Annotated in this window: 13 protein-coding genes; 5 read left to right on the top strand and 8 right to left on the bottom strand. The window is 43.6% G+C overall.

The genetic code is table 11. The annotated features are described in order from the left end of the window. Nucleotides 1–9: 9 nt before the first annotated feature. Nucleotides 10–1506, bottom strand: a complete 1497-nt coding sequence (locus AC2D3N_RS22170; RefSeq protein ID WP_484692165.1) for a UDP-N-acetylmuramoyl-L-alanyl-D-glutamate--2,6-diaminopimelate ligase — start codon at nt 1504–1506, stop codon at nt 10–12. Between the two features lie 209 nt (nt 1507–1715). Here AC2D3N_RS22170 and AC2D3N_RS22165 point away from each other — a divergent pair, with 209 nt between their 5' ends. Next, complete coding sequence (locus tag AC2D3N_RS22165; protein WP_484692164.1) at nt 1716–2498, top strand: Uma2 family endonuclease; 783 nt, start codon at nt 1716–1718, stop codon at nt 2496–2498. On the opposite strand, the gene AC2D3N_RS22160 is transcribed toward AC2D3N_RS22165, so the two are convergent. The 3 genes from AC2D3N_RS22160 to AC2D3N_RS22150 form a co-directional block, all read right to left on the bottom strand. Further along, nucleotides 2495–3256 (bottom strand): PP2C family serine/threonine-protein phosphatase, encoded by a 762-nt coding sequence (locus AC2D3N_RS22160; protein ID WP_079680406.1) that lies wholly within the window; start codon nt 3254–3256, stop codon nt 2495–2497. The genes AC2D3N_RS22165 and AC2D3N_RS22160 overlap by 4 nt on opposite strands. Nucleotides 3257–3314: 58 nt before the next feature. Continuing rightward, on the bottom strand, nt 3315–3977 hold the full coding sequence (locus AC2D3N_RS22155; protein ID WP_079680405.1) for a vWA domain-containing protein: 663 nt from the start codon (nt 3975–3977) through the stop codon (nt 3315–3317). A gap of 97 nt (nt 3978–4074) precedes the next feature. Further along, the gene (locus AC2D3N_RS22150; protein ID WP_484692163.1) at nt 4075–6108 is read right to left on the bottom strand and encodes an FAD-dependent oxidoreductase; all 2034 of its coding nucleotides are present in this window, start codon (nt 6106–6108) and stop codon (nt 4075–4077) included. Between the two features lie 231 nt (nt 6109–6339). Here AC2D3N_RS22150 and AC2D3N_RS22145 point away from each other — a divergent pair, with 231 nt between their 5' ends. Further along, the gene (locus AC2D3N_RS22145) at nt 6340–6930 is read left to right on the top strand and encodes a DUF4126 domain-containing protein (RefSeq protein ID WP_079680403.1); all 591 of its coding nucleotides are present in this window, start codon (nt 6340–6342) and stop codon (nt 6928–6930) included. Nucleotides 6931–6955: 25 nt separating this feature from the next. Here AC2D3N_RS22145 and AC2D3N_RS22140 read toward each other — a convergent pair whose 3' ends face one another. The 4 genes from AC2D3N_RS22140 to AC2D3N_RS22125 all read right to left on the bottom strand — a co-directional run bounded on the left by AC2D3N_RS22140 (nt 6956) and on the right by AC2D3N_RS22125 (nt 12307). Next, nucleotides 6956–7564, bottom strand: coding sequence for a hypothetical protein (locus AC2D3N_RS22140; RefSeq protein WP_079680402.1), 609 nt, complete (start codon nt 7562–7564; stop codon nt 6956–6958). A 76-nt stretch (nt 7565–7640) separates the two neighbouring features. Next, a complete protein-coding gene (locus AC2D3N_RS22135; protein ID WP_079680401.1) occupies nt 7641–8774 on the bottom strand; it encodes a type II secretion system F family protein in 1134 nt (377 codons plus the stop codon). Between the two features lie 264 nt (nt 8775–9038). Continuing rightward, nucleotides 9039–10139 (bottom strand): type IV pilus twitching motility protein PilT, encoded by a 1101-nt coding sequence (locus AC2D3N_RS22130; protein ID WP_079680400.1) that lies wholly within the window; start codon nt 10137–10139, stop codon nt 9039–9041. 164 nt (nt 10140–10303) lie between these two features. Beyond that, complete coding sequence (locus tag AC2D3N_RS22125) at nt 10304–12307, bottom strand: GspE/PulE family protein (RefSeq protein ID WP_484692162.1); 2004 nt, start codon at nt 12305–12307, stop codon at nt 10304–10306. A gap of 457 nt (nt 12308–12764) precedes the next feature. On the opposite strand from AC2D3N_RS22125, the gene grpE reads away from it, so the two are divergent. From grpE to dnaJ, 3 genes are all read left to right on the top strand, one after another. Further along, nucleotides 12765–13508, top strand: coding sequence for a nucleotide exchange factor GrpE (gene grpE, locus AC2D3N_RS22120; protein ID WP_079680398.1), 744 nt, complete (start codon nt 12765–12767; stop codon nt 13506–13508). A gap of 374 nt (nt 13509–13882) precedes the next feature. Beyond that, nucleotides 13883–15952, top strand: a complete 2070-nt coding sequence (dnaK, locus tag AC2D3N_RS22115; protein WP_484692161.1) for a molecular chaperone DnaK — start codon at nt 13883–13885, stop codon at nt 15950–15952. An 18-nt stretch (nt 15953–15970) separates the two neighbouring features. Then, complete coding sequence (gene dnaJ, locus AC2D3N_RS22110; protein ID WP_484692160.1) at nt 15971–17101, top strand: molecular chaperone DnaJ; 1131 nt, start codon at nt 15971–15973, stop codon at nt 17099–17101. The last annotated feature ends 50 nt before the right edge of the window (nt 17102–17151 follow it).

The raw sequence follows: 17151 nt of genomic DNA, 5'->3' as shown, positions 1-17151 counted from the left end.
CTAACTGTGTTATTTGATCCGAATAGCTAAAGCATTGCGGGCTTGTTCTCGATCATCAAAATGGATTTTTTCAGTCCCCAAAATTTGATAATCTTCGTGACCCTTTCCCGCAATTAATACCCCATCTCCCGGTTGAGCTTCCAGAATAGCAGTATGAATTGCTTTAGCCCGATCTGCAATCACAATCGGTTTGATCCTGTCAGGAATTCCGGCTAAAACATCTTGTAAAATCTGTTCCGGGTCTTCCGTGCGAGGATTATCCGAAGTCACAACGGCAATATCAGCTAATTCTGCCCCAATTTTCCCCATTTTCGGGCGTTTAGTCCGATCGCGATCGCCCCCACAACCAAAGACACAAATCATCCGACCCGGAATAAACGGACGGGACGCCTTGAGTAAATTCTCCAAACTATCGGGGGTGTGAGCATAATCCACAATTACGCTAATATCCTGATCAGGACTAATTTGTACCCGTTCCATCCGTCCTGGAACTCCCTCAAACTGAGTCGTTTTTTCGACAATGGTAGTTAAATCTAAGCCCAAACTTAGCCCCGCCCCAACAGCAGCTAACAGGTTAGATAAATTATATTGACCGACCAAAGGTAAATAAAATTCCGCCTCTGTTTGGGGAGTATGGAGAACACCCTTAACCCCCGTGGGTTGGTAGGACAGTTGATCCGCCCAGAGATCAGCCCTTGGGTCACTGGTGCTATAACTCCACGCCCTATCCCCCAATTGGGCTATTAACCTTTGGCCATAGGGGTCATCGGCATTAATAATAGCTCGACCCTTGAGATAGTCGGGACTAAATAATAGGGATTTCGCCGCAAAATAATCCTCCATTGTGGCGTGATAGTCCAAATGATCTTGGGTTAAATTGGTAAACACGGCCACTTGAAACGGACAACCAAGAACCCGTCCCTGGTCTAACGCATGGGAACTCACCTCCATCGCCCCAAACTCACATCCGGCGGCCACCGCCTGGGCCAGTTGTCCCTGTAATTCTACGGAGAAGGGGGTGGTATGGGTGGCCGTTTCTTGGAATCCTGGCCAACGGGCGTACAGAGTTCCCAGTAAGGCTGTGGGATGGTTACTATGGCTGAGGATAAATTCAATCAAATGGGTGGTTGTGGTTTTGCCATTGGTTCCTGTGACCCCTACCAGGCGCAATTTTTCCGCCGGATGGTCATAAAAAGCCGTGGCAATTTGGGCGCAGGTTTGGGTCAGATTATCGCTGGGAATGATACAGGGATGTTCGGCGGTAATGCGGTCTTGGGTTTTTTCGACGGCGGTTTGGGAAATAATAGCTGCTACCGCACCGGAGGCGATCGCACTAGGCCAAAATTCCCCGCCATCGACCCGGGTTCCGGGCATTCCTAAGAACAAATCCCCCGGTTGACAAGCAATAGAGTTCGTTTTTAACCCCTTAACTTCTTGTTCTAAAGCCGGGTGAGACTCGGACGATATTGATATCCCAACTTTTGCTAATAACTCTTTAAGCTTCATCTGCTGCAACTCCTGACAACGGGACTGAATTTATACTGGATCATAGGTTATGAAGTAGATAGTATAATAGATTAAAAGGATTTTATATCTTCCCCATTACCGATCACGGATTTAAGAGGATTTCACGGATTTCACAGATTAAAATCTGTGTTAATCTGCGTCATCCTATTAAATCCGTGATCCCCATTCCCTTTATTTTAATTAAAGTTATGGTTTCTCAACCTGCAACTCTTAACCCAACGGAAATTATCTATCCCGAAACTGATGGAAAACCCATGGCAAATAATACAGAACAATTTAATTGGATTGTGGCAATTGAACAGAATTTAGAATGGTTATTTGCTCATGATCCTAATGTATTTGTAGCCGGGGATTTATTCTGGTATCCGGTGGAGGGAAAACCTCATATTGTCAATGCACCGGATGTTTTAGTGGTATTAGGAAGACCGAAAGGAAAACGGGGTTCTTATTTGCAATGGAGGGAAGAAGGAATTGCCCCGCAAGTGGTTTTTGAAATTCTTTCTCCGGGGAATACAAAGTCGGAAATGGAACGCAAATTAGTGTTTTATGAACGCTACGGCGTGGAGGAATATTATATTTATAATCCTGACAATTATCAATTCCAAGGTTGGCAGCGTGGGGATGGGGGGTTAGATGTAATTGAAATCTCTGAAAATTATGTTAGTCCTCGGTTGGGGATTCGTTTTGAAGTTTCAGAACACCCACTAAAAATCTATCGCCCTGATGGGGCAAAATTCTTGTCTTATGTGGAAATTAATCAACAGTTGGAACAGGAAATTCAACGGGCAGAAACTGAACGTCAACGAGCAGAAACCGAACATCAACGAGCAGAAACCGAACGTCAACGGGCAGAAACCGAACGTCAACGGGCAGAAGAAACGGAAGTATTATTAAGACAAGAAACCGAACGTAGTCAACGTTTAGCAGAACGTTTGCGACAGATGGGAATTAACCCAGATGAATTAGATTAAGGGTTAAAACTGGCTAAGATTAAGGTTAGATCGTCATCGGTTCTTTCTGTGACCCGGGGCGATCGCAAAAACCCGATTAACTGTTCTTGAGCATCGGTTTCATCGGTGATGGTTTCTACAAATTTAAACAGAGGAGAAAAGAACGGGTGATGGGGTTTTCCTTCTGGCATTTTTAACGCTAACATTTGTAAACCATCGGAAAAAGCAGCTAAATATTTCGGTTGTCCTAACCAGAGGTTGATTTGTGCAGTTTCAACTGCATTCGGAGCAATTAAAAATACCGTTTCATTCAAATATTCTCCACTAGTTGGTATGGTTAATTCCAGAATATTTCCGGTTTTATCCTCCACAACCATTGCCCCATCTCCCACTTGAGCAACAGCGACTAATTCCGGTGTGGCTATACCTATAATTAAAGTAGTTGCTAATTCTCTAACTTCTGTTTCTTGGGTAACAGATTCTGTTTGGATAGCAATTAAAGCCGCATTTAAAGCCTCTTTTAGATAATCTTCCCAAACAATATCTATATCAACAGAATTAATCTGTTTTTCCAGAGTCTCTAAAGCTATTTTAACAGCAATATTCGCTCCTAAATCCGCTAATTTTGCCGAACCTGCTCCATCAGCTACAGCAAAAATTAATTGATTATTAGATAACCGTTTATAACCCTGAGCATCCTGACAAGGCATATTTTGTTTTTCATGACTTTTTCCGGTTACTGATGCTGAGACAACTTGCCAATGACCAATTAAATCCATTGTAATTTTATATAATTTAACGACGGACAGAAAACTCCTATTTTTTATGAATAATTGCTTAAACACTTCCCCATCCTGGAGGTGGTAAAGCCACTTGTTCATCAACTTTAGAATGGGAAACGGTTTGCATACTTGTAGATAACCAAATAAACATTTCTCTAAAGTCTAACCCTCGTAATTTTAACGGAGTTCTCTGGACAATTTGAGCTAATTTATCCAGATTTGCCCCTTCAACTCCCACAGCAAAAAAAGCCACCTGTTTTTTAAATTCTTCCTCTTGAATTCGTCTAGTTGCTTCTTCTGTCACCCGGTCATTTTCTCCTTGAGGTTCACCATCGGTAATCATAAATACCCAGGGACGATAATAGGTAATACCATTATTACGATATTCTAACTTTCTCGCCGCCACTAAATCTAAAGATTGATTAATTGCAGTTCCCATAAAAGTTTGACCTTGGGCGGTTAATAAAGGCGGTTCAAACTGATCGGCAGTAACAAAATCCTGTAAAATTTTAACTTGATTATCAAAGGAAATAATTGCTACTTCCACCCGTTTTTTAGCGAGTTCATCCCGAATTAAATCATTTCTAAACGCCATCAGTCCATCGTTTAAGGCGTCAATGGGAACTCCTTGCATGGATGCGGAAGTATCCAACAACAACACACAGGGACACCGAGGTTCAGGATTTTCTGCAAATTCAACCGCTTCATCTAGTCTCATAATTGTGATCTGTTCTGTTTACAATTACTAGGATACTCACTATTATATCCTAAGTCGCCTAGGATAAATTAATAGAACTCCTGCGGAAGTTATGTGATTATTGCCAATCTTCCCAAGACTGATTAAAAATAGACATTCCTGGGAATAAAATCGGATTATTATTGCTTTCTAATAACCGTTGTAACTCCTCTAATATTGGTTCCCGATAGGGTAAATCATCCACTAATTCATAGGGAAAAACTTCGGTTTTTAAGCTAAATGCTGCGGTGGTTCCCGCCGCCGCCCCCACCGACCATTCAAAGGAATGAACCCGATAAGCCGCCGCCGCAACATGACTGGCAGCAATACTTTTTCCTGCTATTAATAGATTATCAATTTTTTGCGGAATCATGGCTCTTAAAGGAATTTGAAAGGGATAAGCTTCCCCCTGTCCTTGACGTTCTCCTTCCCGTTCCATATTCCCTGGAGTTTCCGGTGGACTTAGGGTTAAACAGGGGTGAAAATCAATCGCATAATGACCAATTCCTACGGTATCAGGATAAATTGTAGCCCGAGAACGGGCTTTAATTTCTGCAATAGTTTTTTCGCCGGAGAAAGCGGGTAAACTGTTTAATCTCCCTAACTCTAACCACAGCAGTCTATAGGTTTCTGGAGTTAAATTTTTAGTGTACCAATCTTGACGAAAGTTATTCCGAGAAATATCAATTTCTGATACCCTAAATCCGTCTTTTTGACCATAGGAAGGACGACCAATGATTCGTCTCCCTTCTCGGATATAGGGATATTTAGATAACCCATGAACGGTTCCCATGGGAGAATTTAACCCTGATAAATAGCGATAATTGGGATATTTTTGTTTAATACCTTCACCCAGTTGGGAGTCGGTAGTTCCTGCTACTAACCAATAGAAAAACCCTTGGGCATTTTCTTCTCCTTTTCGCAAGGTTTCTGTTCTTAACCCGCCTTTCCATCCCCCTGGTTCGAGTTGATCTGTTGCTTCTAATTGAGCGGGGCTTAAAATTAAGTTATCTGCTGAGGTTCCGGGTCGATAATCGTTTCCCCACGTCCAATTTTGCATAGTAATATCCCCAGGATAAATCGGCCATTCCCTGGGATTTCCTGACCGTTTTTCTTTGGGATTCATACTATGAATTCGCCGATAGGTATAAACTAAATTAAAATTGGCTAATCGGGGTAATTCATAACTATAATAGGGAGCATATTGATCATAAAATGAGGGTTTTTCATGGATTTGGGGATTTTTAGTCGCCTCCATAGCAAAGGTATAGGTAAATCCTTGAGTACAATAGGGATATTTTGTAATACTAGATGATGTGGGTTCTTGGGGAGAACGGGGATCAATTCCGAGTTGATGGGGAATATTAGTTAAACCAATAATTTCTCCGGTTTCTGTCGCTTCAATAATATACCAATCGGCTCCTTGATTCGCTTTTCGTTTAGGAATAAATTTAATAATTGTTTTATGTAATTGTGGGGAATTTTCATACTCATAAGCATCATCAATAATCGCAGATAAAGGTTTTGTATTTAAGGGCGGTTGTCCAGGGGCAGAAATATGTTGAATTGCGATCGCTTCTATAATTTGATGATCGGTAATTGCCATATCTTTAATGACAGTAGCGGGAAACCAGTGTAATTTTCCTTTCCCTTTCTTTTCGGATTTTTTTAACATTTTTAATAAAATTTCATGCCCAGCTTCTGGCATAAAACAAGCCTCACTCACCCAACAAGCACCCGGGTTCAGAATTCCATATTTTTTTTCAATTTCTGCCCGTAATTCTAAATACCCTCTCGGATAAAATAAAAGAGATCTTTGGGTCGGTCTTTCATCGAGGGCGGAGGTTCCCTGGGCAGAAATTTGTCCCCCAACCCAGTCGGTAATTTCGGTTAAACAAACGGTTTTTCCTGCCAGTAACCCTTCATAAACCGCCGCACTTCCCGCCAGTCCGCCCCCAACCACTAATAGATCACATTCTACTTTTTGATCAATTCGATCAGGGGTTACTAAGGCAAGGGATAAACTGGGATTTAAAGAGATGATACTAACGATTAAACCAATTAGGAATTTTGGGATCATTTTAGTGCTGTTTGCTCCGAACTTTATAGACATTTAATGACTTGAAAAGTTCCCAGTTAGAATAGATATGTCATAATAGAATTAACCCAGTTTATAAACATAGAAACCTTGACAGAGAAACTTCATTTATTGAATAGAGAAAATAAAATCACCATTTGTAACAAAATCATAATTAATATATAGAATATAAGATCACCCTTTAAACCAGGCTCAGACCCCCTATTTAATTTTCGGTATCAAATACTCCGTTCCTCACTTTGATTTATGATTGAACTTCTAGCGGTGCTATCGGCTTCGGCGGCGGCGGGATTAAGGATTGCTTTACCCTTACTGGTTATTGGTTTATTGCGAAATGATTTATGGTCGAGTGTACCGTTTCTGTCTAAATTTTCTCCACAGGTTGTTGTCGGGGTTCTCGTCAGTTGGTCATTATTTGAAATTTTTGCATCAAAAAAACTACTGGGACAGCGGATTTTACAAATAATACAATTACTATTTAGCCCCTTTGTGGGTGCTATTTTGGGTTTAGCGATCGCCGGAGCAACTAACGTTCAACCGGGCTTATATTGGATTATTGCCATTGTTGCGGGTTTACTGGCTCTGGTTTTACAATTAGTGCAAACAGGATTATTTTATCGTCTACGGGGTTTGCCCCTATGGGTGATTTTAGGACAGGATATTCTTTGTATTTTCTTGGTAATTTTTGCCTTCGACGCCCCTAAACAGGGGGGATTAATTGCATTATTATTACTATGGCTTTCCATTCGGATTTCTGGGGAATGGTATCGCTGGTACAGGAAACAAAGTCACCATGGAGAACGCAACCCCCGACGTTATAAACGGGAACCGGATTGATTATATGAAGTATCAAAGCTGATCCTTATTCCCCACCAAATTCTTGATATTCTTCTAATGGGATTGCATCAAAATCCGGGTATTCATAATTGTCAATGATCTCCTCTAAGGAGTGGATAACAAATGGTAAATTGGCTCCAATTAATCCGCGTTTAATCGATTCCGATGTCTCGGGAAATAAAACAAATAAAGGATAAAGATCCTCCGCCTCTTGGGAATCAATATGTTTATAATGGTGAGGCATAATCCATTCATAATCTTGATCTAATAGGACTTGAGTTAATCGCCAGCGTCTTAATAAATCCGATAATTCTTCTTGAGGACGATGAATAAAAACAAAAATTTCCGGCCCAATTTTAACTTTCCATTCTGGGTCACACATCAGAATCCCAATATCGCAGGGCAAACCCAGGGCATCGCCAGGTTTAATACTAATTCCCGGCACTCCCGAATAGGAAACGCCATGACGCAAACGCACGATGGGTAAGGGAATCGTAATCACACTATCATCGGAGCGGCGAATACTCGGAACCATTTCAAAATAAGGACGATGTTGCTTGAGTAAAGTAATTACAGCTTCCGAATTACTATATTCTGCCAGCAACGCTTCATAATGAGATTTTTGAATAGACATAACCTGGATAAAAAATTAATTTCAAATTATTAGATTCAAGGGAATACATATCGTTTAGTCTTCCCTTGAACAGTGTTCAACCCATTTTTTCAAATACTGAAAACATGGGCAAATACATAGATAACAAAATTGAACCGACAATTCCGGCCACCATCACAATCATCAGAGGTTCTAACATACTGGTGAGTCCTTTTACGGCTTCTTCCACTTCCGTTTCATAGAACGCCCCCACCTTCATCAACATTTTATCCAGTTCCCCCGATTCTTCCCCAATGGCAATCATTTGAATCGCCAAAGCCGGAAATACATTTCCCTCCTGTAAAGCTAAACTAATTAAACCCCCCTGTTGAATAGACTCTCTAGCATGGTGAATCGTTTGGGCAATCAGGGCATTTCCCGCCACTTCTTCCACAATTTCCAGGGAATTCATAATCGGCACCCCAGACCGAGTTAAGCTCCCAAAAATGGTACAAAACCTTGCTACAGCAGAAATTTTAATCAGGTTTCCAAAAATCGGTAACTTCAGAAATAGCTTATCAAAAAACATTCTTCCGGCGGGGGTTTTATAGGAAATTTTATAGGCCGTCAATAGCCCAAAAATTACTCCGATGATAATTCCCTGCGGAATCGGTGGCCAAGTTCTACAAAAGGAACTAATATTGAGCATAATCTGGGTAAACATTGGCAGTGTTGCCCCAATATCCTGAAACACCTTAGCAAAAGTGGGAAGCAAAAATGTTGTCATCCCAAAAAAGATAGTAATAGCAATAAAAAACACGGTTTTGGGATAGGACATCGCTGACTTAATTTCAGCGCTGGTTTTGTGGTTTTTTTCCATCATCACCGCCAGCCGTTCTAAAACTTCATCTAATACCCCCCCAGTTTCTCCCGCCGACACCATACTAATAAAAAGCTGATCAAAAATATCGGGAAATTTCCTCATCGCCACAGAAAGTTCCGTCCCTTCTTCCACATCAGCCCGAATCGAAGTTAAGGCGTTTTTTAACTTGGCATTACTACATTGTTCACTTAATACACTCAAACATCTCGCCATCGCAATCCCAGCATTAAACATAGACGCAAACTGACGAGCAAAAATTGCCAAGTCTTTAACTGTAATACTTGCCAGGGCAATACTAATACTTTCTTCAATTCGTTTAAAGTCGAAACCCCGATTTCTGACTTGACTCCGAACTACACTACCTGCCATATATTTTTACCTATTCAGTATTAATTAACCTTTTACTGATCACTGGTACGGGCGGGTTCTTTTCGATCTTTGTTAATTACCGTGCATCTCGATGAACCTGCCCCTAATCAGTCATCAGTTAACAGTCAACAGTTATCAGTTAAGAAGTTGACAGTTAACTGTTAACTATTTTTAGCCCACAAATATTAACAATGAACTCTTTACTGTCAACTGATGACTGATAACTCTTACACTGATAACTGTTAACTGATGACTGATGACTGATTATGCTCTAGCTTTTTGTCCCTTAGTCGCCGAGGGAGCCGGGCCAATTAAACGTTCCAATTCATCGGGTTTAGACGATTTACTCATCGCCGCTTCCCAAGTCACTTGACCCTCGGTATAGAGTCTCGCCAAGGCCATTTCCATCGTTTGCATTCCTAACTTTGCCCCCATTTGAATTTGGGAATAAATTTGAGCGGTTTTTCCCTCCCGAATCAGGTTAGCCATAGCCGGAGTATTCATCATAATTTCGATGCAAGCCCGACGACCTCCCCCAATGGCGGGAACCAAGTTTTGACTACAAACCCCCACCAGTGAACCCGATAACTGGGAGCGAACTTGAGGTTGTTGGATAGGTGGGAATACGTCTAACATCCGGTCTACCGTCGCCGCTGCCGAGTTCGTGTGCAGGGTTCCAAAGACTAAGTGACCGGTTTCAGCCGCCGAAATCGCCAGACCAATGGTTTCTAAGTCCCGCATTTCCCCCACCAGAATAATATCGGGGTCTTCCCGCAATGCCGCTTTTAAAGCATTCGCAAAACTCTTAGTGTCTTCTCCCTTCTGCCGTTGGTGGAATAAACTTTTAATATTAGGGAACACATATTCAATCGGATCTTCCACCGTCAGAATATGTTCGGAGCGAGTCCGATTCACTAAGTCTAACAAAGCCGCCATGGTTGTGGTTTTACCCGAACCCGTTTGACCAGTGACCAACACCATGCCCCTCGGACGTTCGGTCATATCCCGAATCACTTGGGGAACCCCTAATTTATCCGCATTAGGAATCTTAGAGGCTAAGGCCCGTAAACAAGCCGCCCAGCACCCCCGTTCCCGATAGACATTCACCCGGAACCGCGCCAGTCCCCGTACCCCATAGGCACAGTCCAATTCCCATTCCTGCTCTAACTGCTTACGCTGCATATTATTCAGCATTTGATAGATCAGAGATTGCACTTCCTCCGCCGATAGAGTTTCCCCAAATTGAGGCTGAGGGGTGAGTTTCCCACTAATTCGGAAAAAGATGGGCGCGCCTGCTTGAATATGAATATCAGACCCCCCCTGCTCGACTAAAGACTCTAAAGCGTCTTCAATCATTAATCCCATTATTGTTCTCCTCTAAATTAAGTTGTAACGATTTGATCAGTTGGGAGTGTTAACCCAAGACCTCTGAAAATTAAGAATTTCTCCTAGTATTCCCAATAGTAGTGTTTTACTAAGCACCAAAACCCCTGGGAAACCTGTGGAAAATAGCAATTTTTCCCCCATGTTTAGCTGGTAAAGCGTGGGGTCATGCAATAGGGACAATCTAACCATTCCGGTTTCAATTCCGCTTCACAACTCTTACAGGTTAAGCCCTGTTTCCGTTTGGCTTTGAGTTCAGCTTCTAAACCCGAATCGGTAAATGTGACCCGTTCCACTTCTTCAAAGGTGGTATAGCCTTCACGGACTAGCTGCAAACTGTAGGCTAAGATGGTTTTCATGCCTTCTTCCACGGCCGCTTCCTTAATTTGTTCCGTGGGGGCACCTTTGGTAATTAGGGTTTGCAGTCTTTCAGTCACCTTTAAGAATTCGTAGACCCCTACCCGACCTTTGTAACCCAGTCCATTACATTTTTTGCACAACTGACCCCCATCCGTCAGATGCTTGCGTTGTTCAGGAGCAATGGTATTGGCTTTATAAAAGGTAATATCAACTTCTTGGGAAGCCGATAGTCCATAGCGACCTAGTTCTTCAACCGTGGGGGTATAGGGAACCCGACACTCGCCACAAACCCGACGCATCAGACGTTGGGCGAGAATCCCTAATAAGGCAGCCGACACCATGAAGGGTTCTACCCCCATTTCATCCAAACGGGCGATCGCCCCGGCGGCGTCGTTTGTGTGTAAAGTCGTTAACACTAAGTGTCCAGTTAAGGCGGCTTCAATAGAAGTTTTAGCTGTTTCTAAATCCCGGGTTTCCCCCACGAGCAATACATCGGGATCTTGTCGTAAAAACGCCCGTAAAATATTAGCAAAAGTTAAATTTTTCTCTCGAATTACCTGACATTGGGTAATTCCGGGTAAGGCATATTCAATCGGGTCTTCGGCCGTACTAATATTAATCCCAGGATCGTTGCGTTCGGCTAAAACCGAATACAAGGAGGTGGATTTTCCTGAACCCGTTGGCCCGGTGACTAAAATTAACCCAAAGGGTCGAGAAGCGGTTTCCCGAACTAAGGCTAAGGTTTCTTGATCGGTAATTAATTTATCTAAGCCTAATTGAGTGGAGGAACTATCCAAAATCCGCAAAACAATTTTTTCCCCGTAGCGACTGGGGAGACTATTCACCCGAAAATCGATCGTCCGTCCTCGAAACTTCCGACGAATCCGACCATCTTGGGCTTGACGGCGTTCGGCGATATCCATTTCCGCTAGAATCTTAAACCGGGAGGTAATGGCGGGAATCACCTTTTTCGGAAACTTATAATATTCCTCTAAAACCCCATCTCGACGCATCCGAATCCGCATCTCATGTTCTTGGGGCTCCACGTGAATATCGGATACTCCTTCCGAGAGAGCTTTAGCGAGAATGATGTTCACCGCTTTAATCACCGGGGCCGTTTCCGATTGTTCGATTTCATCGGCCAAATCCATGCCACCGCCTTCATCCCCCACATCCTCAAGGTCTGTGGTATCAAAATCCCCGGCGGTAAAATCTAATTTTTCTTTATCACGAATGGCAGCTTCGACGGCTTTGCGTTTAACATCCTCATCACTGTAGGCAGAAATGATTTGGTCATAATCTTCATGGGTAATCACCCGCCGTTGTAACTTCAGGGCTTTGGGTCGCAGAATTTGGTTTCTTAACTCCTCCAACGCCGTTAGGTTATCGGGGTCAACCATCGCAATCAAGACCGAGGAGGGATCATTTTCGACTTTGCGTAGGGGAATAAAGCGATGGCGTTTACAGGTTTCTAAACCCGTCTCCAGAAATTTCAGCATGACTTCGAGTTCTTCCGTCGTCATCGGTTCAATTTCAGGATCATAGGCTTCGACCCCATGAACAATTCTCAGTTCAAATAACTGTTGTTTTTTGTACTGACGGGCTAACTCCGGGGGCAGAGGCTGACCCGTGATTGATTCCAAAATTTCCGTTAGGGGCTGACCGGGGCGGGCAGTTTTTAGGGCCTGCTGAAGTTGCTCAGGATTAATATAGCCAGATTGAATTAATTTGTTGCCAAAGGGAGTATTACTTTGAACAACCAAGGCGCGTCTTTGGGATGTATTAGTCATAGCCTAGACTTAAGGTATATATCTTTAAATTTTCTAGCCGATTTTCAGACCCATCTAAGAGCCAAGTCTCCAGAATACAACCGCTTTCATCTGCAATTTATCTGGATTTTAACTTACACCGCAGGGAAGTCCCCCGCTCCACCTGGTACTCCCGGTTAGCGGTGAGTAGTTCACTTTATTAATAATCTATATTGATGATAGCTTTTCCTCAGTCACCAGATTGTATTTTAAGATTTAATAGTTTGAGGCAACTGAATGGAAGAACTTCTGATTCAAGATAACTCCTCAAAAATCCTACTGTTGCGGTATTCCCCCTGGGGTGGGATGAATGGCTCCGATTCAGTTAAAATTTTTGAAGTAACGTTTACAGTCATAAAGGGTGAGGTTGCTCCTAATATCTTGAAGGTTTAGGAAATCTCGCTGGATTTTTTGTGATCAACAAGGACAAAGTACGATTATGGTGCCTAATTCAACAGCTAATACTCCTGATGAACTAACGGGTCAATCCTATTCAACCTCTGAATCGGAAGCGAAAAGCTTTGGTGATCTCGAAGATGATGCTACAACGGCGACAGAATCAAGCTCTGAAACTTCTGTGGCAACGGACACGACTGCTCCTGGCGAAACCACCTTTGGTCAGGAAATAGAATCAAGCGGTGAGGGCCTTCAGCAAGAATTCATGGCCTTAGCAGAAGCCAATACTTCCTTGAAAGCTCAACTAGAAGACATCACGGGGCAATATCGCCGTCTAGCTGCGGATTTTGAAAACTTCCGCAAACGGACTCAAAAGGAAAAAGAAGATTTAGAAATTTCCATTAAAGGGTCAACCCTGAAACCGTTACTCCAGGTGGTGGATAACTTTGATCGGGCTAGATCTCAAATTAAACCCCAGACGGATGCGGAAATGAATATCCACAAAAGTTACCAGGGGGTTTATAAATTAATGGTAGATTCCCTCAAACAACTTGGGGTAGCGGTGATGCGTCCAGAGGGAGAGCCTTTTGACCCGAATTTACATGAAGCGGTGATGCGAGAACCTACGGATGCCTACCCGGAAGGAACGGTGATTGAGGATTTAATGCACGGTTATCAATTGGGAGAAAAGGTATTACGTCATGCCATGGTGAAGGTAGCAACCGCTCCAGAACCGGGTTCTTCCGATTCTACAGAAGCATCCACGGCAGAAGCAGAAACCCCTTAATCAGTTGTCAGTCATCAGTTATCAGTTATCAGTTAATAGTTAATAGTTATCAGTCAATAGTTAATACCTGTAGCAATCCTATTTGATTTGTGTTCAAAATTACTGAGCCAAAGGGAACATCGCATATGGGATAATACTTCTGACTGTTTCATATCAGTATTGAAATGTTATAACCTCCTTCTCGAAAGCGCAGATTGCTATAGTTATTGACTGATCACTGTTTATCGATAATAACTGATAACTGATTACTGAAAATAATTTTTGACTGATAATAACTGTTTACGGATAACTGATGACCAATAACTGATAACTATTAACTATCGACTGATAACTGATCACTGATCACTGATAACTGATAACTGATAAGAGGAGTTATGGGAAAAGTCATTGGCATTGACTTAGGAACAACAAATAGTTGTGTGGCGGTCTTAGAAGGGGGTCAACCCATTGTCATTTCCAACTCTGAGGGAGGACGAACCACTCCTAGTATTGTGGGATTTGGCAAGTATGGCGATCGCCTCATCGGTCAATTGGGCAAGCGACAAGTCGTTACCAATGCGGAAAATACCGTTTACAGCATTAAGCGGTTTATTGGGCGTCGGTGGGAAGATACCGAAGAAGAACGCTCCCGGGTTCCCTATAACTGTGTGAAGGGCAAGGACGATACCGTTAATGTCCAAATTCGCAACCAAGTCTATACCCCGCAGGAAATCTCGGCGATGGTCTTGCAAAAGCTCAAGGAAGATGCAGAAGCCTATTTGGGAGAAGCCGTCACCCAAGCGGTGATTACGGTTCCCGCCTATTTTACCGATGCTCAAAGACAAGCCACCAAGGACGGCGGAACCATTGCCGGGTTAGACGTACTGCGGATTATTAATGAACCCACGGCGGCGGCTCTCTCCTATGGGTTAGATAAACAAGACCAAGAACAGAAAATTTTGGTATTTGACCTCGGGGGCGGTACCTTTGATGTCTCCATTCTGCAACTCGGAGACGGGATTTTTGAGGTCAAATCAACCGCAGGAAATAATCATTTGGGTGGGGATGATTTTGATAACTGTCTCGTGCAATGGATGATCCAAAAATTCAAAACCCAGGAAGGAATTAACCTATCATCGGAAAAAATGGCGGTGCAACGGTTACGAGAAGCCGCCGAAAAAGCCAAAATCGAGCTATCCAATCGCAACACCACTTCCATTAATTTACCCTTTATTGTCTCCGATGATTCTGGGCCTAAACATTTGGAACTAGAACTAGGTAGGGGTGAATTTGAAGGGTTGGTGAAACATCTCGTAGACAGCACGATCGAACCCGTTGCCCAAGCCCTCAAAGATGCCAGTTTACAACCGGATCAGATTAATCGGATTATTTTAGTCGGGGGGTCTACCCGCATTCCGGCGGTGCAACAAGCCATTAGTGATTATTTTGGCGGTCGCACCCCAGATCGTTCGGTTAACCCCGATGAAGCCGTGGCTTTAGGTGCCGCCATTCAAGCGGGAGTCTTAGCCGGGGAAGTGAAGGATTTATTGTTATTAGATATTACCCCTTTATCTTTAGGCTTAGAAACCCTCGGGGGAGTCTCAACTAAAATTATTGAACGCAATACTACTATTCCCACGAGCCGGTCTCAAATGTTTTCTACGGCCGTTGATGGTCAGTCCTCCGTAGAAATTCACGTCCTCCAAGGAGAACGAGCCATGGCAAAGGATAATAAAAGTTTAGGCAAGTTCCTCCTCAGTGGTATTCCAGCGGCTAAACGGGGTATTCCTCAAATTGAAGTCGCCTTTGATCTTGATGCCAATGGCATTCTCAAGGTTTCGGCTCAGGATAAGGGGACAGGGCAGGCACAAAGTATTGAAATTAGTAATACCGGAGGACTGACCGAAGCGGAAATTGAACGGATGCGTCAAGAGGCAGAGGTTTATGCCGATGAAGATGAAAAACGGCGTTTAGTTGCCGATTTGAAAAATCAGTCCGAAACCCTATTCTATAATTGTAAAGAAACCCTGAAAGGAAATGCTAACCGGATTAGTGATCAACTCAAAGAACGAGTCCGTCAAGAAGCTGCTGCCTTAAAAAAAGCCGTGGCTAATGCCGAGATCTCCTACGAGGAGATGAAACAACAGGTAGAATCGTTCCAAGAAATGTTGTATGCTTTGGGTTCGGCCATTTATGAACAAGCTGGCCAGAATTCTTCCCCGTCCCCGTCCCCGTCTTCGTCTTTCGCTTCTGAGGATTCAACATTGGATGCCACTCAAGAAGATGTAGAAAACACGGAAAATGCAGAAGATTTAGAAGGCATGGAAGATACCGATGATACCAGTAGCGGGTTATCCCTTGTGAACAACAGTATCATTGACACTCCCTTTGGAATAGATCCAGTTTCTGTTCCAGAGCCAGCACCCGATCCGGGCAATCCTTTTACCTCTCAATTCACTGAATAATTTTAGGCAAAATACTCTATGGCAGGCGATTATTATGAAATATTGGGTGTCTCCCGCGAGGCAGATACAGAAGAACTTAAGCGTGCCTATCGTCGCCTAGCTCGCAAGTATCACCCCGATGTGAATAAAGAAGCGGGCGCGGAAGAACGGTTTAAAGAAATTAGTCGCGCCTATGAAGTGCTAAAAGAACCGGAGTTACGGGCGCGATATGACCGCTTTGGAGAAGCCGGGGTATCGAGTGGTGCGGGTGGCTTTGACCCCAACTTTACCGATCCGTTTACCGATATTTTTGAGAGCTTCTTCAGTGGGTTCGGTGGCGGGGCGGGCGGTAATACCCAAGCGCGTAAACGCACTGGCCCGGCACGGGGGGATGATCTACGCTTAGACCTGCGTTTAGAGTTCAAAGAAGCGATTTTTGGCGGAGAAAAAGAAATCCGCATTAAGCATTTAGAAACCTGTGAAACCTGCACTGGAACGGGCGCTAAACCGGGGACTCGCCCCCAAACCTGTTCTACCTGTGGCGGTAGTGGTCAAGTCCGTCGGGCGACTCGGACTCCCTTCGGTAGTTTTACTCAAGTTTCCGTTTGTCCGAACTGTAATGGTACGGGACAGATGATTGAGGATAAATGTTCCACCTGTGGCGGTCGGGGTTTAAATGAAGTCACGAAGAAACTAAAAATTAATGTTCCGGCCGGGGTGGATAATGGCACTCGTTTACGGGTTGCTAACGAGGGGGATGCAGGCAAACGCAGTGGGCCTCCGGGGGATTTATATGTGTTCTTGTCGGTGGCACCCGATCCGAAATTTAAACGGGATGGGATTAATATTCTATCGGAAGTCAAAATTAGCTATCTTCAGGCAATCCTGGGGTTTGATTTTGAGGTGGAAACTGTTGATGGCCCCACTAAGTTAACGATTCCGGCGGGAACTCAACCCGGAACGGTATTAACCTTAGAAAATAAGGGGGTTCCCCGTCTGGGAAATCCGGTGAGCCGGGGGGATCATTTAATTACAGTTCAGGTGGAAATTCCTACCAAGGTGGCACAGGAAGAACGGGAACTGCTGGAACAGTTGGTCAAAATTCGAGGCGATCGCACGGGAAAGAGCGGAATTGAGGGGTTTTTGGGTAACTTATTCCACCAGAAGTAAGGGAGCAGGGGAGGCAGGGGAGGCAGGGGAGGCAGGGGAGGCAGGGGAGG

It is taken from the genome of Planktothrix sp. PLAVEN19ND (assembly GCF_057220675.1).
Note: the sequence above shows the minus strand (reverse complement) of the source record. Positions and strands in the feature narration are given on the sequence as shown.